The 23,959-nt window shown below is 43.3% G+C and carries 22 protein-coding genes; 1 reads left to right on the plus strand and 21 read right to left on the minus strand.

Annotation, left to right across the window (positions count from 1 at the left end; translation table 11 throughout):
• Window positions 1-24: 24 nt before the first annotated feature.
• From miaA to ACTNA4_RS03565, 12 genes are all read right to left on the minus strand, one after another.
• The gene (gene miaA / locus ACTNA4_RS03510; RefSeq protein ID WP_441028549.1) at window positions 25-1,008 is read right to left on the minus strand and encodes a tRNA (adenosine(37)-N6)-dimethylallyltransferase MiaA; all 984 of its coding nucleotides are present in this window, start codon (window positions 1,006-1,008) and stop codon (window positions 25-27) included.
• A 49-nt stretch (window positions 1,009-1,057) separates the two neighbouring features.
• On the minus strand, window positions 1,058-3,196 hold the full coding sequence (mutL, locus tag ACTNA4_RS03515) for a DNA mismatch repair endonuclease MutL (protein WP_441028551.1): 2,139 nt from the start codon (window positions 3,194-3,196) through the stop codon (window positions 1,058-1,060).
• A 34-nt stretch (window positions 3,197-3,230) separates the two neighbouring features.
• Window positions 3,231-5,900, minus strand: a complete 2,670-nt coding sequence (gene mutS / locus ACTNA4_RS03520) for a DNA mismatch repair protein MutS (protein ID WP_441015761.1) — start codon at window positions 5,898-5,900, stop codon at window positions 3,231-3,233.
• Window positions 5,901-6,137: 237 nt separating this feature from the next.
• Entirely contained in the window at window positions 6,138-6,788 is a 651-nt protein-coding gene (locus ACTNA4_RS03525) for a hypothetical protein (protein ID WP_441028553.1), read from the minus strand.
• Window positions 6,789-6,953: 165 nt separating this feature from the next.
• On the minus strand, window positions 6,954-7,385 hold the full coding sequence (locus ACTNA4_RS03530) for a putative ABC transporter permease (RefSeq protein ID WP_427805751.1): 432 nt from the start codon (window positions 7,383-7,385) through the stop codon (window positions 6,954-6,956).
• Window positions 7,386-7,444: 59 nt separating this feature from the next.
• Window positions 7,445-7,933: an ATP-binding cassette domain-containing protein gene (locus tag ACTNA4_RS03535; RefSeq protein WP_427805752.1), complete on the minus strand. Its 489-nt coding sequence runs from the start codon at window positions 7,931-7,933 to the stop codon at window positions 7,445-7,447.
• Between the two features lie 5 nt (window positions 7,934-7,938).
• On the minus strand, window positions 7,939-8,667 hold the full coding sequence (locus ACTNA4_RS03540; RefSeq protein ID WP_441028555.1) for an ABC transporter transmembrane domain-containing protein: 729 nt from the start codon (window positions 8,665-8,667) through the stop codon (window positions 7,939-7,941).
• Between the two features lie 146 nt (window positions 8,668-8,813).
• Window positions 8,814-10,271, minus strand: coding sequence for a tRNA (N6-isopentenyl adenosine(37)-C2)-methylthiotransferase MiaB (gene miaB, locus ACTNA4_RS03545; RefSeq protein WP_427805754.1), 1,458 nt, complete (start codon window positions 10,269-10,271; stop codon window positions 8,814-8,816).
• 23 nt (window positions 10,272-10,294) lie between these two features.
• The gene (locus ACTNA4_RS03550) at window positions 10,295-10,474 is read right to left on the minus strand and encodes a DUF4250 domain-containing protein (protein WP_427805755.1); all 180 of its coding nucleotides are present in this window, start codon (window positions 10,472-10,474) and stop codon (window positions 10,295-10,297) included.
• The gene (locus tag ACTNA4_RS03555) at window positions 10,471-11,040 is read right to left on the minus strand and encodes a DUF5662 family protein (protein WP_427805756.1); all 570 of its coding nucleotides are present in this window, start codon (window positions 11,038-11,040) and stop codon (window positions 10,471-10,473) included. Before ACTNA4_RS03555 ends, ACTNA4_RS03550 begins: the two co-directional genes overlap by 4 nt.
• 8 nt (window positions 11,041-11,048) lie before the next feature.
• On the minus strand, window positions 11,049-12,746 hold the full coding sequence (locus ACTNA4_RS03560) for an alpha-amylase family glycosyl hydrolase (RefSeq protein ID WP_427820347.1): 1,698 nt from the start codon (window positions 12,744-12,746) through the stop codon (window positions 11,049-11,051).
• A gap of 10 nt (window positions 12,747-12,756) precedes the next feature.
• Window positions 12,757-13,743, minus strand: coding sequence for a sugar ABC transporter substrate-binding protein (locus ACTNA4_RS03565; protein WP_441028557.1), 987 nt, complete (start codon window positions 13,741-13,743; stop codon window positions 12,757-12,759).
• Between the two features lie 126 nt (window positions 13,744-13,869).
• Between ACTNA4_RS03565 and ACTNA4_RS03570 the strand changes: the two genes are divergently transcribed.
• Window positions 13,870-14,205, plus strand: coding sequence for a DUF1292 domain-containing protein (locus tag ACTNA4_RS03570; RefSeq protein WP_427805759.1), 336 nt, complete (start codon window positions 13,870-13,872; stop codon window positions 14,203-14,205).
• Between the two features lie 110 nt (window positions 14,206-14,315).
• On the opposite strand, the gene ACTNA4_RS03575 is transcribed toward ACTNA4_RS03570, so the two are convergent.
• The 9 genes from ACTNA4_RS03575 to trxB form a co-directional block, all read right to left on the minus strand.
• Window positions 14,316-16,172: an ATP-dependent helicase gene (locus ACTNA4_RS03575; protein ID WP_441028559.1), complete on the minus strand. Its 1,857-nt coding sequence runs from the start codon at window positions 16,170-16,172 to the stop codon at window positions 14,316-14,318.
• Between the two features lie 25 nt (window positions 16,173-16,197).
• The gene (gene gltX / locus ACTNA4_RS03580; protein WP_427805761.1) at window positions 16,198-17,655 is read right to left on the minus strand and encodes a glutamate--tRNA ligase; all 1,458 of its coding nucleotides are present in this window, start codon (window positions 17,653-17,655) and stop codon (window positions 16,198-16,200) included.
• Between the two features lie 73 nt (window positions 17,656-17,728).
• Window positions 17,729-18,235, minus strand: a complete 507-nt coding sequence (locus tag ACTNA4_RS03585; protein WP_427805762.1) for a threonine/serine exporter family protein — start codon at window positions 18,233-18,235, stop codon at window positions 17,729-17,731.
• A 15-nt stretch (window positions 18,236-18,250) separates the two neighbouring features.
• Window positions 18,251-19,009 (minus strand): threonine/serine ThrE exporter family protein, encoded by a 759-nt coding sequence (locus ACTNA4_RS03590; protein WP_441028561.1) that lies wholly within the window; start codon window positions 19,007-19,009, stop codon window positions 18,251-18,253.
• 111 nt (window positions 19,010-19,120) lie between these two features.
• Window positions 19,121-20,275, minus strand: coding sequence for a glycine/sarcosine/betaine reductase complex component C subunit alpha (grdD, locus tag ACTNA4_RS03595; protein ID WP_427805764.1), 1,155 nt, complete (start codon window positions 20,273-20,275; stop codon window positions 19,121-19,123).
• Window positions 20,276-20,289: 14 nt separating this feature from the next.
• Entirely contained in the window at window positions 20,290-21,822 is a 1,533-nt protein-coding gene (grdC, locus tag ACTNA4_RS03600; RefSeq protein ID WP_441028563.1) for a glycine/sarcosine/betaine reductase complex component C subunit beta, read from the minus strand.
• 171 nt (window positions 21,823-21,993) lie between these two features.
• The gene (grdA, locus tag ACTNA4_RS03605) at window positions 21,994-22,467 is read right to left on the minus strand and encodes a glycine/sarcosine/betaine reductase complex selenoprotein A (protein WP_441028565.1); all 474 of its coding nucleotides are present in this window, start codon (window positions 22,465-22,467) and stop codon (window positions 21,994-21,996) included.
• 151 nt (window positions 22,468-22,618) lie between these two features.
• Window positions 22,619-22,936 carry a thioredoxin TrxA gene (gene trxA / locus ACTNA4_RS03610; RefSeq protein ID WP_427805767.1) on the minus strand — a complete coding sequence of 106 codons (318 nt, stop codon included), beginning with the start codon at window positions 22,934-22,936 and terminating at the stop codon, window positions 22,619-22,621.
• 25 nt (window positions 22,937-22,961) lie between these two features.
• Window positions 22,962-23,909 carry a thioredoxin-disulfide reductase gene (trxB, locus tag ACTNA4_RS03615; RefSeq protein ID WP_427805768.1) on the minus strand — a complete coding sequence of 316 codons (948 nt, stop codon included), beginning with the start codon at window positions 23,907-23,909 and terminating at the stop codon, window positions 22,962-22,964.
• Window positions 23,910-23,959 lie beyond the last annotated feature (50 nt).

Raw genomic sequence — 23,959 nt, forward strand, 5'->3', positions numbered from 1 at the left:
GTGATTCTGTTTCTTGATTTAAACTCATGATTCTATTATTTTCCTTTCTCTTAAGATTCTCAGCATTGCTTCCAATATCGCAGTTTCATCATAATTGTACTGATCCTTGGGCAGCCAGATTACATCACGCTCCCGCTTAAACCAGGTAATCTGCCGTTTTGCGAAATGTCTGGTGTCCCGCTTTAAAATATAAACAGCCTCTTCAAGGGAACACTCCCCTTCAAGATATGACAGAATTTCTTTATAGCCCAGCCCTTGCATAGACACCATTTTACGGTCATAGCCTCGCAGCTTTAGTGCCCGGACTTCGTCCACAAGTCCCTCATCGATCATCTTATCTACCCGCCTGTCTATCCGTTCGTAAAGCCGGCTTCTCTCATCATTCAGAACAAAATATGCAAAAGAATACGGAGATTCTTTCTTACGCTCTTCTTCATTATGCTGAGAGATGGGCATCCCCGTCTGATGGTAAAATTCCAGTGCCCTTATCACACGCTTCACATTATTCGCATGAATCTCATCGGCAGATTTCGGATCCACCTCGCGCAGACGATCATGCAGCGCATTTGCACCATTTTCATTTGCAAATGCTTCCAGTTCCTTTCGATACGCAGTATTTTCTTCTCCTTCGGAGAAATCAATGTCATACAGAAGTGCCTGTATATAAAATCCTGTTCCGCCCACCACGATCGGGATATGTCCGTTTGCATAAATCTGCTCCATCGACTGCTTTGCCATTTGTTGAAATCTGGCTACATGAAATTCTTCGTCTGGCTCAAGTACGTCCACAAGATAATGAGGAATTCCTTCCATTTCATCCCTGCGGATTTTTGCGGACCCAATATCCATATGCCGATATACCTGCATAGAATCTGCAGAAATGATTTCTCCACCGACCGCCTTTGCCAGTCCGATCGAAGCTTTCGTTTTTCCCACAGCGGTAGGTCCGGTCAATACAATAAGCGGCGGTTTTGTGACATCGTCCGTTTCTTTCCGTTTTTCTTCCATTACGGACACCTCCTCTACATTTCTTAATTCATTGAAAAATATGCGCTTATTAAATGATACGCTTAAACTTTTTCTCAAGTTCCCGTTTGGTCATTGAAATAATCGTGGGCCTGCCGTGTGGACAATGGTATGGATTATCCAACGTCAGAAGTTCACCGATCAAAGCCTCAACCTCTGCAGCAGACAATCTGGAATTACCCTTGACCGCTGCTTTGCAAGACATGGATGCAATTTTCTCATCAATCAATGAAGGTTCCAGATTAGAAGCCAGGCCTTCAGACAATCCATCCAACATCTCAAGCAAGAGTTCCTTCTTAGCAATTCCGAATAGATTATCAGGAACTGCTCTCACAGCATACTCATCGCCGCCAAATGGTTCCATCTCAAATCCAATCGATGTGAACCGGTCTTTGTAAGTCTCCAGTACATCAATTTCCTGCATAGATAAACTTAAGATGATCGGAGGACTCAGGTACTGAGAAGTATACTCCCGATTTTTCATTCCTGCAAGTGTACGTTCATACAATACTCTTTCGTGTGCAGCATGTTGATCGATAATATAGAGACTATCCCGAAATTGTACCAACCAATAAGTATCGAACACTTGACCAATTATTTTATACTCCTGTTTTACTTCTTTTTTGAGTAAATTTTCCTCAAACAAATCTAATTGTTTGTTTTTTTCTGACTTTCGTGGATTATTATCTGGAAATTGCGGATTGTTTTGCAGATCGCGCTCTGTTTTTTGGGTATCGCTATTGTCTTTTTGCAGAGTTTGCTCTTTTTTTATTGGATCGTACTCTGTTTTACTTGCTGTATTGTGTGGAGTGCGCTCTGTTTTTGAAGGACTATTTTGTAGAGCGCACTCTGTTTTTTCGGAATTCAAGCGCCTTTTTACAGCTTCTTTTACCTTGTCCGTTTCCTGTGCCTTTTTCGATATGTCTTCCGTGCTTTCCACTTCCGCATGCGAAACCTGATTATGATAAGCCTGTACTCTCTCCTTCATTTTTTTCATGAAATAATCAAGATTCTTCTCTTCATCGCTCTCTTCTTTTTTTACTGGTTCCGGATTCAAATTCCCGTAAGGCCGTTTTGGGACCTCCTGTACCAATACAGCGTTTTTCCTCGCACCTGCTCTCCGGTCATTTATTTTATTTTCAAGCGACGGCGGTTCCGGTATCTCCACTTCCGGGATCAGATTCTTTTCGTGCAGGCCGTCACTGACAGCCTGATAAATCCGGTTGTAAATCTCCTGCTGATTGCTGAAGCGAAGTTCCATTTTTGTCGGGTGTACGTTGACATCGATCTTCTCTGGATCCACCTGAATGTGAAACGCTACAAACGGATATTTATGCTGCATCGTAAAATCTTTGTATGCGTCTTCAATCCCTTTCGACAAGATGTTACTGCGGATATATCGTCCGTTTACAAAATAGTTTTCAAAATTTCGATTTCCGCGGGAGATAAGCGGTTTTCCAAGAAATCCATTAACACGCATCCCTTCACAATCATATTCCAGCGGGAGCAGATTATTGGCAATCTCTCGTCCGTAAATATGATAAATCACATCTTTTAGACGTCCGTTTCCGGATGTATGTATCTTCGGCTGATGGTTATTGATGAACTGGAAGGAAACCTCTGGATGCGAAAGTGCAAGCCGTGTCAGCAGATCGCTGATATGGCTTGCCTCTGTCATTGGTGTTTTTAAAAATTTTCTCCTTGCAGGTGTATTATAGAAGAGCTGACGTACCAAAAACGTTGTTCCGTCGGGAGCTCCCGTTTCTTCCAGAACCTTTTCCTGTCCTCCTTCTATAACATACCGGGTTCCAAATATATCATTCGCCGTTTTTGTCACCAATTCAACCTGAGCAACAGCGGCAATACTGGAAAGCGCCTCACCACGAAATCCAAGCGAAGAGATGTGCACTAAATCATCTGCGCTTCGAATCTTACTCGTCGAATGGCGTAGGAATGCTTTTCTAACATCGTCCCTCTCAATCCCACATCCATTATCGGTGATCCGCATAAATGTGATACCACCATCCTCTATCTCTACTACAACCGCCGTTGCACCGGCATCAATTGCGTTTTCCACCAATTCTTTGATCACCGAGGCCGGCCTTTCTATCACTTCCCCGGCTGCTATTTTATCAATTGTGATCTGATCCAACAATTCAATATGCGGCATATTGTTCTCCTTTATTCATTCTAAGTATCTTATCTTACCATCGATTTTTCAGTTTATTCTGGAGCTGATACAATTTGTTCATCGCATCGATCGGAGTCATATGACTGATATCCAGTTCTTTTAATTCTTTCAGAACATCATCATCCTTTACCGTATCGAAAAGAGAAAACTGTGCCAGATCAACTTCATCCAGCTTCTTCTGTGGCTTTTTCTTCTGGTTTTCTCCCTGTACGGCGATTTCCTTCACCCGCGCCGTAATATCCGCATTGACCAGCTCTTCCACGATTTCTTTCGCACGATTAATGACAGAATCCGGAACCCCCGCCAGTTTAGCAACCTGGATTCCGTAGCTCTTATCCGCACCGCCTTTTACTATTTTTCGAAGGAAGACGATATCATCTCCCTTTTCCTTTACAGCAATACAGTAATTATTGACATTATCGATTTTCCCTTCCAGCTCCGTTAATTCATGATAATGTGTAGCAAATAATGTCTTCGCCCCCAGAAGCTTACTATTGCTGATATGTTCCACGACCGCCCATGCGATACTTAAGCCATCGAAGGTACTGGTTCCTCTTCCGATCTCGTCCAGGATCAGAAGGCTTTTGCTGGTTGCATTTCTCAGGATATTCGCCACCTCGTTCATTTCCACCATAAAGGTACTCTGTCCGGATGCCAAATCATCGGAGGCACCTACTCGCGTGAAAATACGGTCTACAAGTCCGATATTCGCGGACGATGCCGGGACAAATGAACCGATCTGTGCCATCAATACGATCAATGCAGTCTGACGCATGTACGTCGATTTACCGGCCATATTCGGTCCGGTGATAATCGAAATGCGGTTCTTTTTATCATCTAGATAGGTATCATTGCAGATAAACATATCATTAGGGATCATTTTCTCCACCACCGGGTGACGTCCGTCTTTGATATCAATGACACCTTTCTCGTTAATTTTCGGGCGGACATAATTATTTCTCTCCGCAACCAGGGCAAGGGAGGCAATCACATCCAGCTTGGCAATCGCTTTTGCAGTCGTCTGGATGCGAAGGATTTCTCCGGCGATTTTGTTCCGCACTTCACAGTACAGTTCATATTCCAGTGCACAAAGCCTGTCCTCAGCTCCCAGAATCGTGTCTTCCAGTTCTTTCAGCTCCGGGATGATATAACGTTCCGCGTTGGCCAGCGTCTGTTTTCTCACATAGTAATCGGGCACCAGATTTTTGAACGAATTCGTCACTTCCAGATAATAGCCAAACACCTTGTTATAACGGATCCTCAGATTTTTAATTCCCGTCTTCTCCCGCTCTTTTGCTTCCAGCTCAGCGAGCCAGCCCTTTCCATCCGATTTAGCTCTGCGCAGGCGGTCTACTTCTTCGTTGTAGCCTTCACGAATAATGCCGCCTTCCTTCATTGCAAGCGGCGGATCTTCCATGATTGCTTCCTTGACCAGAGTGCAAAGCTCCTCAAGTGTATCCATTTCCCCGTAAATCTCTTTCAGAAGCTCTGACTGCATATCCTCCAGGATGCATTTAATCGGAGGCAGCATGGAAAGGGAGCTCTGAAATGCAATCAGATCACGCGGATTTGCAGACTGGTAGGTGATCTTTCCGACCAGGCGCTCCAGATCATACACAGGACCTAAGTACTCCCGTATTTCCTCTCTGCAAATAGCGTTGTTCTTTAATTCTTCTATCGCATCCTGTCTCTTTTTAATAGAAGCTTTATCGATAAGTGGCTGCTCCACATATTTTCGAAGAGTTCGGGCACCCATTGCTGTTTTCGTCTTGTCCAACACCCACAGAAGCGAACCTCGTTTCTGCTTCTCCCGCAACGTCTCAACCAGTTCCAGATTTCGACGCGTCGAACTGTCAAGGACCATATAATTTCCCGTCGTATAGGTGGTAAGCCGGCTCAGATGGGACAGCGAATTTTTTTGTGTTTCTTCCAGATATTTCAACAATGCGCCCGCTGCAATCATACCACAGTCATAGTCTTCAAGGCCGAGTCCCTGCAGCGATTTCACTTGAAAATGCTCCATCAGTGTCTTTCGACAGAGTGCATCGTCAAAATACCAGGCGTCCAGAGAATAGATGGTGATTCCAAGCCGGTTTTTCAGATCATCCAGATTCATTCCGCTCATATAGAACGCCTCATTACAAATGATCTCCGAGGGCATAAATTTCGTAAGTTCGTCCATCATTTTTCCGGAAGATTCGATTTCTGTGACCATGTATTCACCTGTCGTTACATCAGCAACAGACAGCCCGAAACGATCTGCGATGTATACGATACTCATGATATAGTTGTTTTTCGTCTCATCCAGTGCCTGCATGTCAAGATTGGTACCTGGGGTGACGATACGAATAACGTCCCTTTTAACTATTCCCTTCGCAAGCTTCGGATCTTCCATCTGCTCGCAGATTGCCACCTTGTATCCTTTTGATACAAGACGATTCAGATAACTGTCCACAGCATGATAAGGGACTCCACACATGGGAGCCCTTTCCTCGAGACCACAGTTTTTTCCTGTCAGTGTTATTTCCAGTTCTTTTGATGCGGTTATTGCATCGTCAAAAAACATTTCATAAAAATCGCCAAGTCTGTAAAAGAGGATACAGTCTGGATATTCTTCCTTCGTTTGAAGGTACTGCTGCATCATTGGGGTCATTTTCGATGCCATGTTGGTTTTATCTATCATATTTCCAAATTCTCCTTATTTTTCAAGGGTTTTCACAGTTTTGAAAGTAGTTGCTTCCCACGTTACTTCACCTATCCTTTCGCATTTGCAGCCAAATGGATAGGGGCATTTGTCACATTCAAATCTTAACAAATTTATGGAGGCATTTCAAGCAAAAGCTGAAATCGCCCCCACAAACAATGGTCTGTTTTATCGAGAATCTGGATGGTTGTCCTTTTCTTGTTTTCCTCGATAATATTATTTAAGCTTAATTAAATAAATGTATGATGGATTCGTAACAGGAGTAATCACAGATATCTGGTTTCCGCTTCCCGGTTTTGTAGAAGAATGCCAGAAACGATTATCGGAAGAATCGTTTCCCCAGAAAAAACCGATGTGACAATCCGCACCGCTTTGGCTCCAATCCTTGGGATCGCAGAAAATGATATCCCCTTTTTCTGCTTTCCCACTATTAAGTAATTCTCCTACTGTTGAATACTGATAGTAGGTGACATTATATTTTTTGAAGTATCTCAACCAGTTGGAGGCATTGCAGTAACTTCCTCTAAGACCCATATTCCCGATTATTTCCAGATTTGCTCCACACTTCTGGAAAACGAATGCTACAAAGCCGGTACAGTTCATTCCGGGGTTATTGTTCGCATACTCACCATACGGGCGCATACATAATTTGAAATCTTTATTTGGGTTGAGTCCAACATATTTTGTATTCAAATAGTAATCATCAAATTGATGCATTATCAGTTCACTTACGATTGCGTTTGGGTTTACGCCAAGCTTACTGGACAGGCTGGATTTCGATGCGGATCCGCCCTGCTGGAATGCGTTTTCTGTGCTTCCCGGAGCGGACTGCCCTTTTATTCGGAGGGAAATCTGGATGGCTTCCATCCAGTGTACATGATATTTCTCTGCAAATTCAAAATTTTCAAAAAGATTCCAAGATTTTCCTCTTCATATTATCCCAATTATAACAAATATATGCATAAAATCAACCAATTCGACATGAACGGTCATGTTCACGACATAAACGGTTTAATGGAAAAATCAGAAATATCAAAGAATATGAAAATCCGGCTTTCTTTCCCCATAAATCCAATATGTCAATGTCCCGCCCAAAAGAATTCCAATCACAATCAGCCCGGAAAATAAGATCATAAACGGCACACAGATCTGCCCCCATAATTGAAACGGCTGGTCGCTATAGTCCCACACTTCAAGATGAAGCCATTTATTCACAATAATCCCTGTTATAAATTCCAGTGAAGTAACAAATACGACCGATCTGATGACCTGAATCCATAATGGCTCCGTCCACTTCATCGCCTGCCCCTGAAATGTACAGAAACAAAGCGCAAGTCCGCCAACCACAAACATACTCCAATGCGAAAAACCTCGCGTCACCATCTCAATCGTATAGTAAATCGTTCCGCCCAGTGCCCAGATAAACAACACTTCACTGATATATTTTGATCTTCTGCTCTTCATAAAAATCGCCCTCACTATGCAAATCTTCCTACATAGTGTGAGCGATTTTGGGAAAATTATTACAGCCGATATACATTTTCATAAAGCATTACATACTCTTCTTTCAAATGATGTATGATCAGAATTAAGGTAAGTTCCGGGCAGTTCAAAAGTGCATGTTCGATTATCAATGCATTTTCCTGATCCAATGCAGATGTTCCTTCGTCTACGAGTAGAATTTTACGATCATGAATTAAAGCTCTGGCCACCGCTATTCTCTGTTTCTGCCCTCCGGAGAGATTCTTCCCGTTTTCTCCGACTTTGGTATCCAATCCTTCCGGAAATGTCCGAATATCTTCTTCCAGTGCGCTCATTTTAAGCACTTTATCTATCTCGTCTTCACAATACGAATCCCCCAGTGTAATATTATTCCGGATAGAGGTATCGAACAGGAATACATTTTGTTCGATGTATGCCATCTGTTCATAAAATGTATTTATATCATAGCAGGACAATTCTTTTTTATCATAGAGGATACTTCCCTGATATCCCGTAAGCTGTCCGAGCATGAGCTTCAGTAAGGTCGTTTTCCCGCAGCCGCTTTTTCACGGGTCTTTACGTACCTGCATCTCTGCCTTTCCAGCTCCCTGGATGCCGTCTGGATATTTTCCTTAAAATCCATCTCGTGTCCGAATGATTTCAGAACATGTACTCCACCTACCTGCTCTTTTACCGCCTGCGTAAATGTCTCCCATCCCTTGGACACTTTCCCGGACTCTTCTTCCACATTTCCATGAAAATAGTGAGAAAACACATAAACCATTCCGGACGTCAGCAGCGTACATATTAATAATTTCCACTGGATCCGGGCAAGTACCGCGATACCGATGGTCAGTTTAATCACTGCGTCCACAGCAGAATAAAAATTCTGAAATCCCTGTGTTTCTGCTTTTTTTAAATCATTGGTGTACCAGGAGATATATTCTCCCGTGTCCGTTCCGTTAAGCTCTTCTGCATTCCTCTCTATGATCTGCCGATTGAGGCTTGCCCTTACATCCTGATTCATATGCGCTATCGTTCTGGCAGTCTGCACATCATAGATCCAGAACAGGAAATGCAGCGTCAGATACACGATAATTACAAAAATCATACATGCCACGATTCCCTCGAAATCTCCGTCCATCACCAGACGCGCCATGCGCATCGTAGTCAGAGTACTCGCTAAAAGAAGCAGATTCTGGAGTAACAACAGCATAATTATGAAAACATTCTGATATTTGTAACTTCTGATGAATGAAAGCATTATTTTTCAACTCCCATCCAGCATCCTTCTGCACCCACACCGTCTTCCGGCGGCACGAGCATTCCTTTTTCAATCAGAGCCTCCTAAAGACTGCTTTCCAATTCTCTTAGAATATTTCTTTTTTTCCGCTTACAAAAGCCAAAGGGCTATGGTCGTGGCAAAAGAACCGTCCCCAAATAATAGAATCCCTTCGCCTCATCCAGATGAACCGGTACGATTTTCCCAATCAACTCTTTATCCCCAGGGAAATGCACCAGCAGGTTATTGCTAAGTCGCCCGGTAACAAGACTTGGATCGTGATCGTTCACGCTTTCGACAAGTACTTCCTGAACCGTTCCTTCATGTACAGAACATACTTCCGCGGAGATTTCCTGTACTTCTTTCAAGAGTCGGTCAAATCGGTCTTTTACTACATCTTCCGGTATCTGTTCTTCCATCGCCGCTGCCGGTGTGCCTGTACGTTTGGAATAGATGAATGTAAAGGCGCTGTCGTAACGTACTTTTCTGACTACGTCAAGTGTTTCCTGGAAATCTTCTTCTGTCTCTCCCGGGAATCCTACAATAATATCGGTCGTAAGTGAGATATCCGGAACTGCGGCGCGGATCTTATCTACCAGTTCGAGATAGTGTTCTTTGGTATAGCGGCGGTTCATCTTCTGAAGGATCCGGCTGCTTCCTGACTGGATCGGCAAATGCAGATGACGACAGATCTTCTTTGATTTTGCCATCACTGCGATCAATTCATCGGAAAGGTCTTTCGGATGTGATGTCATAAAACGGATCCTTTCCAGGCCATCAATTTTCTCAATTTCTTCCAGAAGCTGGGCGAAGCTCATCGGCTCATCCAGTGTCTTTCCGTACGAATTAACATTCTGTCCAAGGAGCATGACTTCCACAACTCCGTCCGCGACCAGCGACTCGATTTCGCGGATAATGTCTTTGGGATTCCGGCTTCTCTCGCGTCCGCGCACATACGGTACGATACAGTAGCTGCAGAAATTATTGCAGCCGAACATGATATTAACGCCTGATTTAAAAGAAAACTTTCTCTCACTCGGCAGATCTTCTACGATCTTATCTGTATCCTTCCAGAGATCGATCACCATTCGTTCTGATTCAAAACGCGTCACGATTAATTCCGCGAACTTGTAAATATTATGAGTCCCGAAAATCAGATCCACAAAACGATAGCTTTTCTTGATCTTCTCGACCACTTCCGGCTCCTGCATCATGCATCCGCAAAGTCCGATAAACATGTACGGTTTCTGCTTCTTTACACGGTTTAACTGCCCCAGACGTCCATACACCCTTGTGTTTGCGTTCTCGCGGACAGTACAGGTATTAAAGATGACGAAATCAGCCTTCTCCTCGTCCGGCTCCTCCACATACCCGATCTGTTCCAGCACGCCGACCAGCTTCTCGGAATCTCTGGCATTCATCTGACAACCAAAAGTGGTCACGCAGAACGTGAGATCTCTCCCCAGTTCCCTGCTCTTTTCCTGCACATAATGCCTTGCTTTGGCCATAAAATAGTATTGACGCTGCGGCTCTTCTACCGGCGGCTGCTTTGTCAAATCAATTTCATCAAAATTTATATCAAACATGTTATTATCCTTCCATAATCCTGTTATATGAACTGATTCGTTTCCTCATCATAGCGATAGTCGATCTGTTCCAGTTTCTTTTCAATCATTTCCCGATCCACTTCCATATCCTCACACAGCTCATCCAGCCCGGAATATGAGTCTCTCAGTTTCATGTTGATCACACTCAGCAGGATCATCGGATCATTTGGCAATGATATCATCTCCTACTCCTCCTGTTCTTCCCCATATTTTCATAATCGTGCGTCTTCAGCACCGTATTTTTAATATAGGCAAATGTCTCCCTTTCTCCCTTCTCGGCAAGCATATGCAGCAGTTCTTCCAGCAGTGCCCGAGTATCTTCATGAATAAGCTGTCCGGCAATCCCATTGTCATAATACTGAAGGGGAGAAGAATCCGTATAATTCTCTTTCATATATACTTTCGATGCCGCAATCCGATCCATAAACATCTCAATCACATATTTTTTCGGCATCTTCATACCGGTTAGTCCCGGTTGTTCTAATCCATAGTCGATCCAGTATTCATAATGATGCTTATTGCGTCCTTTATGATGTAGCCAGGCCGTCGAACAACCGGTTATTTCACGCTCCGCATTGTTCGGGCTTCTGGTTCCCTGATAGTATCTGCATCCCACAAGGAACTCAGACGGCATATATTTGGACATATCATGCAAAAGCCCCTGACGGTACAATCCTACCCGGAAACAATTCTTCATAACCAGAATTTTATGATTTGTAATGGTGCAAAAATGCTGCCAGGCTTTCATATTTCCTCCTACTTCACAATGAATACTTTGATGGTACGTTCCTCTACTTCCACACACTTTGCTTCTTCAATGAGTACCGGTTCTTTCAATACTCCATCATCCGTAGAAGCTGCAAGATACCAGTGTTTACCCTTTGGAAGTGCCGGAAGCGCAAAAAGATGCGAAACCCAGTGCATATTATATGCAACATAGCAGCTTTCCTCCTCGTCGCTGCCGTGATAGAATACACCGATTTGTCTACTTGAAACCTCGGAGGATGTCTGCCATGCGTTTTCACTGTGATAAGAGATATCCGGAATTCCGCAGCTGGTACTGTCAATTCCCATCATTTCATGTTCCGGATGAAGCACCTTATGTGCCTTGCGGAAAGCGATCAGATCTTTTACAAACTGATGCAACTTCTCTTCTTTTTGAAGTTTGCTCCAGTCAAGCCAGGAAACCGGATTGTCCTGGCAATAGACATTATTATTTCCCTTCTGGCTGTTCGCGAATTCATCACCTGCAAGAATACAAGGTGTTCCCTGTGCAAGGAGCAGGAGGAAAAATGCATTATAGATCTGCTTTCTTCGCAATTCCACGACAGAGCGTTTGCGGGTCGGCCCCTCTACGCCACAGTTCCAACTAAAATTATAATCCGGTCCGTCCTGATTCTCCTCTCCGTTTTCTTCATTATGTTTTTGATCATAAGAAACCAGATCATTCAGAGTGAAACCTGTCTGTCCGGTGATATAATTAAAGGTCTCTTCCTCTTCTGACTGATGTCTCAGCCACCACATGACCCCCGGAACCATACCCTCGTCTCCTTTCAGGAAGCGGCGCATGGTATTCTGGAAATCATCCATTTTCTTCATGATCTTGGTACCATAGAGAACAGGATCGTTGATCAGAGACTCTCTGTCTATAATACATGGATTGAGAATAAACCCATCAATATGATATTCCATCACCCAGAAACGAAGACATCCCAGAATCATCATTTTCGGAGTATCTCCCGTAAAAGGCATTTCAAGGATCAACTCCATATTCTCCGAATGAAGAGTTTTAATCAGATTCTTCAGTTCTGTAACTTCCTCTTTGGCAGCATAGGAGCTCTTAGGAGCGAAATAATACCCTTCTCCGTATCCCCAATAATTCAGGTAGGATTTATTCTCCTCAAAATCATATATTGGCATTACATGAATCTGATTCACTCCAAGATCCTTTAAATATGGCAATTTCTCCAGAACACCTGCAAAAGTTCCCTTATATCGCACCTTTGAAGAACTGTGTTTGGTAAAGCCACGAACATGAAGGCTGTATGCAATCACTTCATTTTGTGCCAGATGAGGCCTTTTATCATCCTCCCACGGAAATTCCGTATCAATAATCCGGGCACGGACTTCATGCTGTTCTATATTTCTGGCTTCACCCCAGACTTTACGTCCCGCAAAAGCTCTTGCATAACTGTCAATTACGATTTCTCCGTCAACTCTGTAATTATATTCATAAGCTTCAGCTCTTGGTATACGAAGCGCAATACAGCGAATCAGCCCGGAAGAACCCGTTTCCTGCATGTCAAATATCTGCTCCGGAACCTTCTTCCCCTTTTTATAAAGAAGGAGCTCACATTTTTTTCCAGAAGGAACACATACCGAAAAATTCACATTTTCGCCGCGCACTGTACAGCCCTGCGGCAATGGATAACCTGTTGTTACTTTTATCATCATCTTCTCCTCTTTACTGCCATCCGTCAGCACCATACATTTCTACATTATCTGCATCAATAAAAAAGACATCTTCATAAATCGCCTCTTCATATTTTTCCCCATTTAAAATGGCAAATGCTGTTTTTGCGGCATCTTTTCCTATATTAATAGGGGATTGACCACTTGTCCCCCGAATCAAGCTCCCCGGTTTCAAAAGCTCTTTTTTGAGATCGGGTGAACCGTCAACACCATAAATCATGATATCATGCAATGCTTCCGTACGAGCTGCCACCAGCGCACCAAGTGCGATCTGATCATTTCCGCACATGACCGCCGTGATGTCCTTATGCTCAGCAAAGATCTGGTTCGCCGCTTCTCTCGCCAGATTGAGATCCCCCTGCGTATCCATGCGAGCAACCACTTCAAAGCCTTTATCCATAATCGCTTCCTCAAATCCGGTAATGCGCTCATTGACCGAATTCTGAGTCGGACTTTCCAGGATCGCAACCTTTCCTCCTTCCGGACATTGCTTAATCAGATTTTCTCCACAAATATAACCTGCATTATAGTTGTTGGATCCTATAAAAGCATCTACATAATCCATTTCCTTTACTTCTGAGTCGATATTAATGATTTTGACATCCGCTTCTTTCAGATGTTCCAGCGCCGGTGTGATTTCTTCCCATTCGACCGGGCACAGAAAAATGGCATCGATTCCCTGCTCTATCATCTCATCGATCTGTTGAATCTGCGTATTCACATTCAGCTCCGGATCCATCGTAATCATCGTGCACCCTTCATTCTCCACATACTCACGAAGCGACTGCTCCAGTGTAATAAAATAAGGATTCTCCATTGTGATACAACTGAACCCAAAGGTATAAGACACCGTTTCCTCCTGATCTTCTTCCGGCTTTATTGCATTATCCTCACTGGTCCCCACATTTTTCTTACAACCTGTAACCATCATACAACACATAAGAAATGTAAGAAACAGTGCTATTTTTCTCTTATACATACCAAACCTCCCTAAACCTTTCTTTTATTGTAACTTTTTTATCGTCAATGTCAATAGTTTTTCCCCTTGCAAATCCTTGCATAGTCTGTTAGAGTGGAAGTATCATATGAAAGGAGAAGCCGAATTATGGGACATAATCATGAAGGCGGAAATGAAGATAACGATCTTCTTGAAACACAGGTAGTCACGATTACTCTTGACGACGACGAGGAGATTGAATGCTCCATCATTACTACATTTGAGGTTAATTCAAAAGAATACATTGTACTTCTTCCATTAGACGAGAACGGGGAGAACGAAGACGGCGATGTATGGATTTATCGTTTCATCAGGGATACGACCGGTGGAAACAATCATGATCTCGAAAACATCGAAGATGATGATGAATACGAACTTGCTGCGGATGCATTCGATGAATGGCTGGACGAGCAGCAATTCGAAGAGTTTGGTATTGATGACTAGAACCGTCTGTTTCAATCCATTAAATGAAAGAGTCTGGCATGCCAGGCTCTTTCCTGCTCTATAGAAAACTGCATTTTTAAAGAGATAAATATCCGGTGAACATCGTGTTGTCAAACATGTCTTCCCAGAAGCTCTTCTACAAACCGGGAAGCTTTGACTGGATTCCCATTTTTCTCTGTTATATAAGAAATTGTAAGATGCTCCTTTGCTCTTGTCATTGCAACATAGAACATACGTCGTTCTTCTTCCATCTGTTCTGGTGTCACCGCCTTCTGATAAGGCACTTCTCCCTCATTGGCATGAATCAGAAATACAGTCGTAAATTCCAGACCTTTCGAGGAATGCATCGTCATTAACTGTACCTTTTCAGGATCTGCCGACTGTCGATTTCTACGAGCTTTCTCCTGCTCTTCCAGATCAGCGGTGTATGTATCAATATGACACATCCAATCCTGAAAGGTACGATAGGGCTTGCATCGTTCTTCCAGTTCGGTCATGACTTCAAGCAGAGTATTCCAGGGAACTTGATGTTCTTTCGCATATTCTTTCAGAAATGTATCGTAACCGATACGCTTCCTGATATACTGGATCGCCGAATAGGGCGTCATGTTCTCCAGCATTTTGATATCAACCTCAAACTGGTCAATAATGTCCTGCATCCATTCTTTATCCAGATAAAATCTTCGCAGATCTTCAAATTCCACTCTGGCACCATCCATACTGTTTCTGCCAAGATATCGCACTGGCCTGTTTGCAATCATCAAAAACCAACGTCTTTCCCGATTCCCGGCCGCAAGCTGCATATAAGCGATCATATCCCGGACAATGAAATGATCATAAAAATTAGGAATATGTTCTTTCATCTCAAACGGGATCCGGTATTCATTCAGGATCTCCGTCAGCATCCGCGCCTGAATTCCGGCACGGAAAAGTACTGCAATCTCTCCCGGCTTCTCACCAAGATCCAGATGTTTCTGAATCTCACCTGCCACATATCTGCTTTCTTCATTCTCATCCAGCACTTCCTGAACATGGACACTTTCTCCTTTTCCTTTCGATGACTGGACCCTTTTATAGAATCTCGACTCATTATGCAGGATCACCCGCGATGCGGCACCTACGATAAACTCGGTAGAACGGTAATTTGTTGTAAGCGGAATCTGCCTGATATTTGGAAATTCCTGCTTCATGTAAAGCATAAGTTCAGGCTTTGCCCCACGGAATCCATAGATAGATTGGTCATCATCCCCTACAACAAACAAATTGTATTCAGGAGCCGCAATCATCCGAATCACCTCATACTGCACTCGGTTGATGTCCTGAAACTCATCGATCAGAATATATTGGAAACGTTCCTGCCACGCTTTTAAAATGTCCGGACGTTTCTGAAACAATGCATAGCACTGAACCAGCATATCGTCAAAATCAAATTTCTTTCGTTCTTTTTTCTTTTTTTCATACTGGCGGAACAAAAGCGTAAATTCTTCCTGATTCAAATATTGACTGTGAAAGTCCTTCAAATGGAGAAGGCTGTTCTTCACGATTCCGATTTCCTGCATCAATTCATGTGTCGGTTCTTCATCGTCTTCCGGTCCTTGGAGTGATTCAAGTTTCAGTTCATCCATTGCCTGTTTCAGGATCTCAAGTCCTTCCTGCTCGGCAAGCAGATTCGAACCGTTGATGCCATAAGCACATTTCAGTATCCCATAAAAAACACTGTGGAAAGTTCCGAACGTGACCGGATAATGCTTTCCTTCGGTCAAAGAAGTAAATCGTTCTCTCATTTCACGCGCAGCAAGCCGTGTAAATGTAATCACAAGTATCTGAGCGGGATCGATTCCGGCCTCTTCAATCAAATACCGGATTCTTCTGGTTATGGTCAGTGTCTTACCTGACCCCGGCGGTGCAATCACCATACATGGCCCCTCCAGGTGATGTACCGCCTCTTCTTGTCCTTTGTTCAGCATTCACCAAAACCCCTTATTATATTAATTATTTACTCAGCATTTCAATTGCTTTTCTGATTCTGGCACAGGATTCTTCTCTTCCAAGTATCTCCATCAGTTCGGTCGCTCCGCCCGGTGTGTTCTGTTTACCGGAAACCGCCGTTCTGACAGGCCACATTACATAGCCGTTCTTACAACCTTTTTCTGCCACATAATCCTTCAGAAGACCGTACAGCGCATCATTACTGTAATCGTCCCATGCTTCCAGACGCGGAAGCAGTTCTTTCAATACCTCAAGAGAAGTCTCTTCATTCGTTTTCATCTTCTTGTGACAATACATAGCCGTATCATATTCCGGAAGTTCTTCGAAGAAATCAATCTGCTCTGCGATATCCGGGAAGATCTCAATTCTACTCTTAACAAGTGCAGCAATCTTCTTCAGATCATAATCTTTTGTAATAACTTTTCTGATATATGGTTCAGCCATCTCATAAAAGGTATCGAAATCCATAGCTTTCAGGTATTCACCATTCATCCATTTCAGCTTAGTTGTATCAAAAACAGCCGGCGATTTACTCATATGATGATAATCAAATGCCTCCACCAGCTCAGGAAGAGAGAAAATCTCCCGGTTATCCTGTGGACACCATCCAAGCAGTGCAACATAATTGACGATTGCCTCACTCACATATCCCTGATCTAACAGATCTTCATAAGAAGAGTGTCCACATCTCTTGCTAAGCTTCTTATGGTTTTCATCTGTGATAAGCGGACAATGTACATAAATCGGAACTTCCCATCCGAACGCCTCATAAAGACGATTGTATTTCGGTGCAGACGATAAATATTCATTACCTCGCACGACATGTGTGATTCCCATCAGATGATCGTCAATGACATTAGCAAAATTATAAGTCGGATATCCGTCTGATTTAATCAGAATCATGTCATCCAGCTCGGCATTCGGAACGGTGATATCTCCATAAATCTCATCATGGAATGTCGTTGTACCTTCTGTCGGCATATTAATACGAATAACATAAGGCTTTCCTGATGCAAGATTTTCCTCAATCTCTTCCTTACTGAGATGCAGGCAATGTTTATCATAGTTTACAATTTCAGTACCTTCAGAAGAAACAGAAGTTTTCAAAGATTCCAAACGTTCTTTGTCGCAAAAACAATAATAAGCATCTCCCTGTTCGATGAGCTGTTTAGCATATTTCAAATAAATGCCGGACGCATTACGCTCGCTCTGAACATACGGTCCATATCCGCCGTCTTTGTCCGGGCCTTCATCATGAACAAGCCCAGTTTTCTCCAGCGTACGGTAAATAATATCCAGTGCACCTTCCACAAATCGTTCCTGGTCTGTATCCTCAATACGAAGCATAAAATCGCCATTCTCATGCTTTGCAATCAGATATGCATACAATGCGGTTCTAAGATTTCCAACATGCATACGTCCGGTAGGACTCGGCGCAAATCTTGTTCTAACTTTACTCATAATCGGTTCCCTCTCTTTATCTTAATCTTTTCTATCTTTAAATGTCCCAAAATATACTACCACATTCCGATTTTTACTTCAAGTGGGCATCGTTACTTCCCTCTTCTTTTCGAATGTATTTCATGGAATTCTGCTTCCATTCACCCTTCTGGAACGAATAAAAAACAGTATCTATAATAAAGATTGCCAGCGCAAAAACCCCCGCAATCTGAAGCGTCTGAATCAGATAGTACCCAGTCATTTTCTCATTTCCTTCCAGTATATAATGGACGATCCGGTACATGCCGGCTCCCGGTACAGTCGGCAAAAATCCTGCAATCAGAAACAGAGTGACCGGAGTCTTAAATATACGTGCAAAAATATGGGATATCACTGCCACTACAAGTGCAGAGATAAAAGATGAAAAAACAACACCCAATCCATTCTGAATGCAGATCAGATACACCAATCCTCCTGCCGCACCAACACCCCCTGCATGAAACAAATACTTTTTTGGAGTATCAAGCAGTACGGCAAAACCGTAGATTGCCAGAAATGCTCCGGAAACCTGAATCATTATTCTAAACATCTCTCGATTCATAACTGTCTCCTCCTTCTAATAACTCCCCATAATTGCCAGACCGATACCAATACCGATAGCAATTCCTGCCGCCTTGATGAATGCTTCCAGCATTCGGGCAATGCCTGAAAGATAATCGCCTCTAAGTGTATCTCTCGCTGCATTTGTGATTGCCATTCCCGGAACAAGCGGCATGATACAAGAGATGATTACAATATCAATATCCATTCTGCCGCCAAGCATGATTTTCATAACTGCACTTGCCATTGCAATGCCCATAGACGAAAATACGTCTTCTATAAAAGCATGGACCTTAAGATCACGCACTGCTTCGATACAAAATGCGAGAAATGCGCCTACAATCAGCGATGACACAACCTCCCAGATTCCTCCTCCAAAGAAAAGGGAGAATCCCACACAAACAGCAACCGTTGCAATACTATAGGACAAACGGCGATATTCTTTCTTTTTCAGTGAATTCAGCTCCTCATATGCCGCCTGCAAGGACAATTCTCCACCACAGTAACGTCTCGAAATATCATTAACCGAAACCACACGGCTCAGATTATTTTCACGGCTTTCCACACGCTTCACAAGCGTCACAACTTTCTCACCCTTCACCTTCACAGAAGCTGTGATTCCTGTCATCACGACCAGTACTTCTGACATTTCCAGATTGTCTGCTGTCTTCAAAATATGGTGCATGGTATCTTCCACCCGGTAAGTCTCAGCTCCGCTGCAAAGCATCAGCTCTCCTGCAGACATCGCTGTTTTGATTAGCAACTGTAAATCCATACTACACTCCTGTCTCCTCGATTATTCAACTGCGCCAAAAAGTACGAAAGGAGACGCAGCAAAAAACGCTACGTCTCCCAATATTATACGTTATTTCCATCAATTAATCAACTAATTGATGTATCCCGCTTTCTTCAGCTCTTCTTCTGCTTTCGCAAGATTTGCATCAGATACACGGATGATCGGGCCTGTACATCCCATTCCGCTCTCTGCGTAGATGTTGATCTTCCAGAGTGCTTTTACCGCATCCTCAAGGTCCATAACTTCGATTCCAGGAATCTGTGCAGTTACAATCTCCTTCGGCGGTTCTTTAACTTCTTCTTCTGCAGCTGCAGGTTTCTGTGCTGCTTTGTGAGCATCCAGAATTTCCTTCAGGCCAGCTTTTTTAGCTGCTGCGAATTCAGCTTTTGCTACTTCGAATACTTTTCCTCTTACGAGCTGTGCTGCGTAACGGATTGCATTTGCAATAACCGGAGCGCCTGACGCACGGGATACGATCATAACGAGCTGCTCATATCCTTCTCCGATACCAGGACCATATCCGAATCCAGTTGCCTCGAAGCTTCCGCCTGTCATGAAGGATGAAAGCATCTTAACAAGGATGTTACCGGTCAGGGAATCTGTTACCATGATGTCCGGAGCTGCCTGAAGAACGTCATTACCTCTCATTACGCATCCGCCGTCTGCACGGGTAGATTCAGCAAATGTGATATCATATCCGTTTTCTTTCAGCTGTTTCAGAGCTTTTTCTGTCTGACGTGCACCGTCAACGTTAAGAATACCAACTGTCGGATTCTTTTTACCGCATGCTTTTGCTGCGATAATTCCGTAGATCGCATTCTTGATCATTCCTTCGATACGGTCTGTGCTGGATGTACCTGTTGTGTTAGCAACAAACATCTCTTTTGCCTTTGCAGGTGTTACACAGCGTCCAACGGTTGAAACACCGATCGGGAATGGGAAGTGCATCGTTACAGCAGCGTCAATTTCTTTATTTTTGAGCATTTCTTCCATCTTATCATGGCCTTCTTCATCGTTAGCCACTTTAACGGTCGTAACACCCTCTGCTTCTAACGTACCGATGTAGTATACATCGATTCCGTCTTTTGCCGCCTCAATAGCAGCAGCCATAGAGTTTTCTTCTCCATGCTCGCTGCCCATACCGGTCAGAGCAATTTTCGGACGTTTTCCGAAGCTTCCGGTCTCAAGTCCTTCTGCCATGCTCATGAAGGTCTCGGCGATCATTTTTTCAATTCCACTTGCCATAATCGTCCACCTCTCTATTCTGCCAGCATTGATGCAGCAAAGTCTTTCATAGCTTTAGCGATTAATCCTTTAACTTCTTCTTCAGAAACTCCGCTGTTGTCTTCTGCTCCGGTATTAGCCTGGATTACAAAAGAAACACCGTCAAACAGGTTGGTCATACGTCCAAGGAACAAACTTCCTTTTCCGATAATCATTGCATTCTTGATCTTGCCTGCAAGAATATCTTCTCTTGCAAATCCGATGTACGGTACACCTGAAGGAATGTGTCCCTGTGTCGGAGCCCATCCTGTAAGTCCGTGCTCGGTTGCAAAGCTTGCAAGCTGTTTCTTGTCAAGGTCACCACGCTTAACAGCAAGTGCACCGATCATCTTGTAGTTAGCAAGTGGTACATCTCCTGCTCCAGCCGGTTTTGTGATATCCGGGTTCTGCATTTCCGGAGAGAATTTATCAATATCAGTAATCTTCAATCCAGCTCTTTCCAGAGGATCAGCTACAAGGCTTCCGATAACGTTCTGCGGAGCACTTCCTGTTCCTACTGTATGACGTCCGAGGATGTCAAGGTTGATTTCCGGATTTACACCATCGTTCTCAGCGAGGATTACACAGAATCCGCCAAGGCAGTCTTCCAGGATCGGAAGGCCTTTCTTTACATGGTCTTTACCGTTCATACCAAGTTTAGCAGTACATCCGCCGGCTGTAACAGCTACGCATTTGTATGCTCCGGACTTAACAAGAGCTGCTGCTTCAATCAGTGCGTGAGAAGGTCCTGCACAGAATCCACGAGAGTCAGATCCGGTAGCATTCAGAAGTCCTGCAACTTCAGCTGCAGCCTTTGCAAAGTTACCGCCACCTCTCTGGTTCATATCACCACATGCTTCCTCAGCACAGTCGATAACGTATTCAATATCTGTTTTTTCGATACCTGCATTTCTTACACCGTATAATAATGCAAGAACGCTGGTAGCTTTGCTCATGATATTTTCATGCATAACATGTGCAGAAAGGTTTACATCGATATCATGTGCTCTTTTAACACATCCAACAAGCTTTCCGGCATGGTAAATACCTTCAGCATGTTCTTCGCTGACAAAGTGTTCGATTTCAGAAAGTTCAACACCATCTTCAACCTTAGCAACGATATCTTCTGTGATAATCGGATCAGCTGCGAAAGCTTCTTTGTGAGCTGCAACAAACTCTTTGTCAAGTTTAACAACTTCGAACATATCGCAGGTCTGAGCTAAAAGAATGAATTCTTCTTCCGGCATAATCTCGCCGTATTTTCCATATCTTTCAGCGCCTTCTTTAACTTTATCATAATAAGGGAACTCTACCTGAGCCAGTTCATCCGGATGTGCATTTCCGATATATACCTGGTTCGGCCAGTAGTTTACGCATTCTTCATAAGAACGAAGATGACTTTCTAATTCTTTTAAGTATTCTGATTCTGGATTCACAACCCGCTCTGTTGTCTGAGTTGTTCCGTTGTATACTACCATCTGCGGAGTATGTGCCAGAACATAGCTGGCTCCTTTAATTACACTGTTCATCGCAAGTGTCCACCTTTCTTAAAGATATCAGATAAATATGCCCCCGCCATTTATCTGACTATATTTCCTCAAATTAAATGAATTCAAGGATAGACTCTGTAAAGCAAAAGCGATGAGGTAAGTATTTACCTCACCGCTTTTTGAAATCTAAGACGTCGTCAAAGATTCTTCTTATAAATACTTACAGTATTCGTCACGGATAGCTGACATTTCGCTTACGATATCATCAACATCAAGTACCATTTCCATCATACCTACCTGTTCATCGTAAACTGCTTCGTCAAATTCTTCCTTCAATTCTGGTTCACATACGTGATATGTCGTAAGTCCAAGCTGGACTCCTGTCAATGGACCTGCAAAAGTCGGGTCACCTGCTGTTACAGTCTCAGCTGCAAGACCTGCAGCTTCACCTTCAGCAGCACCTACGATTACGACTACGTTTTCCGGGCCGTATTCTTCAGCGAATTCTTTTACCCTCTTCTGATTTTCAAGATCCATTGCGCCTGCGCTTGTTCAGACGAAACATTCTGTTGAAGAAAAAACAACTTCTCCTCCGGCTGTCTTAACGCATTCAGCGATAGCCGGTCCTGGAACACCATCACGGTCACCAATAATTACAACTTTTTTACCTTCTAAAATTGCCATGATGTTTTTCCTCCTTCCCTTCATTTTATTTTTTATTAATGAAATGCAAGCCAATTGCATTTCCGTAAAAGCCCGATGGCTTTGTACGCATTTTCGCTTGTTTACCGGTTATTCCCGGTCATTTTGCCGATCAAATCCGGCGTTCAAAAAATTAGATATATTTTTTGATCATTGCTTCGATGCTTTCCTGAGTAGCATCTTCTTTAACAACTTCTTCTATTTTCTGTCCATCTTTGTAGATAGCCATTACCGGAAGTCCTAAGATCTGCTGTCCGATAGCAAGACGACGAGCTTTTGTAGTATTCAGAGATGTGAATTTCAGCTTATCGCCATATTTGTCTGCCATTTCATGTACGAACGGCATAAGAGCCTGGCAAGGTACACATCCATCACCGAAGAAATCTACAAAAACGTAGCCTTCTGCTTCAAGTACTTCTGTTTTAAATGTATTTTTATCTACTTCTAACATTGATCTGTTCCTCCTCGAAGTCTAATTATTCATGTTCGTTAAGATATTTTTCGCACTGAGTAGCTGCGATTGCTCCGTCAGCAGCTGCAGTAACAACCTGACGAAGGCTCTTTACACGTACATCACCTGCTGCGAATACACCAGGAATATTTGTATGCATATCAACGTCTGTCGGAATATATCCTCTTTCATCAAGCTGAAGAGGAGTTCCTTCGAAGATCTTTGTGCTTGGCAGAGTTCCGATAAATCCGAATACACCAAACATTCCGTCTTCTTCATCTGCTTCAATCGTGGTAACTTCACCAGTCTTAACATTCTTAACTTTCATCCATGAAAGAATGCCTTCACCGCCGACTTCTTCTACAACGGAATCCCACATAAAGTGAAGTTTTTCGTTCTTAAATGCTTTCTCCTGAATGGACTTAGCTGCACGAAGTTCATCACGTCTGTGAATGATCGTAACTTTTCTTGCAAATTTTGTAAGATACATAGCTTCTTCAACAGCTGAATCGCCGCCGCCAACTACGAATACTTCAAAATCTTCAAAGAAGTTTGCGTCACAGGTAGCGCAGTAAGAAACGCCCTTGCCCATGAATTCTTTCTCGCCTTTGCATCCGATCGGTCTTGCAAAAGCTCCTGTTGCGATGATTACTGTCTTTCCACAGTACTCACCTTTTGCGCTTTTCAGCTTCTTAACGTCGCCTTCAAGCTCAACCGCATTGATGACATCTGACACACGCTCAACACCGAATTTCTCACACTGCTGTGTCATTCTGGCGATAAGAGACGGTCCGCTCTCACCTTCAACGATCTGTCCAGGATAGTTTTCGATATCATCTGTAATAGCGATCTGTCCGCCATCTTTGCCTTTTTCTACTACTAATGTAGAAAGACGGCTTCTTCCTGCGTACAGACCGGCAGCTAAGCCTGCCGGTCCTGCACCCAGGACAATTACGTCATAAATTTTACTCATAACGCATTTCTCCTTCACATATTTTTAAGATTATCCGATTCGTCACAATA

The organism is Bariatricus sp. HCP28S3_A7 (assembly GCF_052066375.1).
In the GTDB taxonomy this organism is placed as follows: domain Bacteria; phylum Bacillota; class Clostridia; order Lachnospirales; family Lachnospiraceae; genus Allocoprococcus.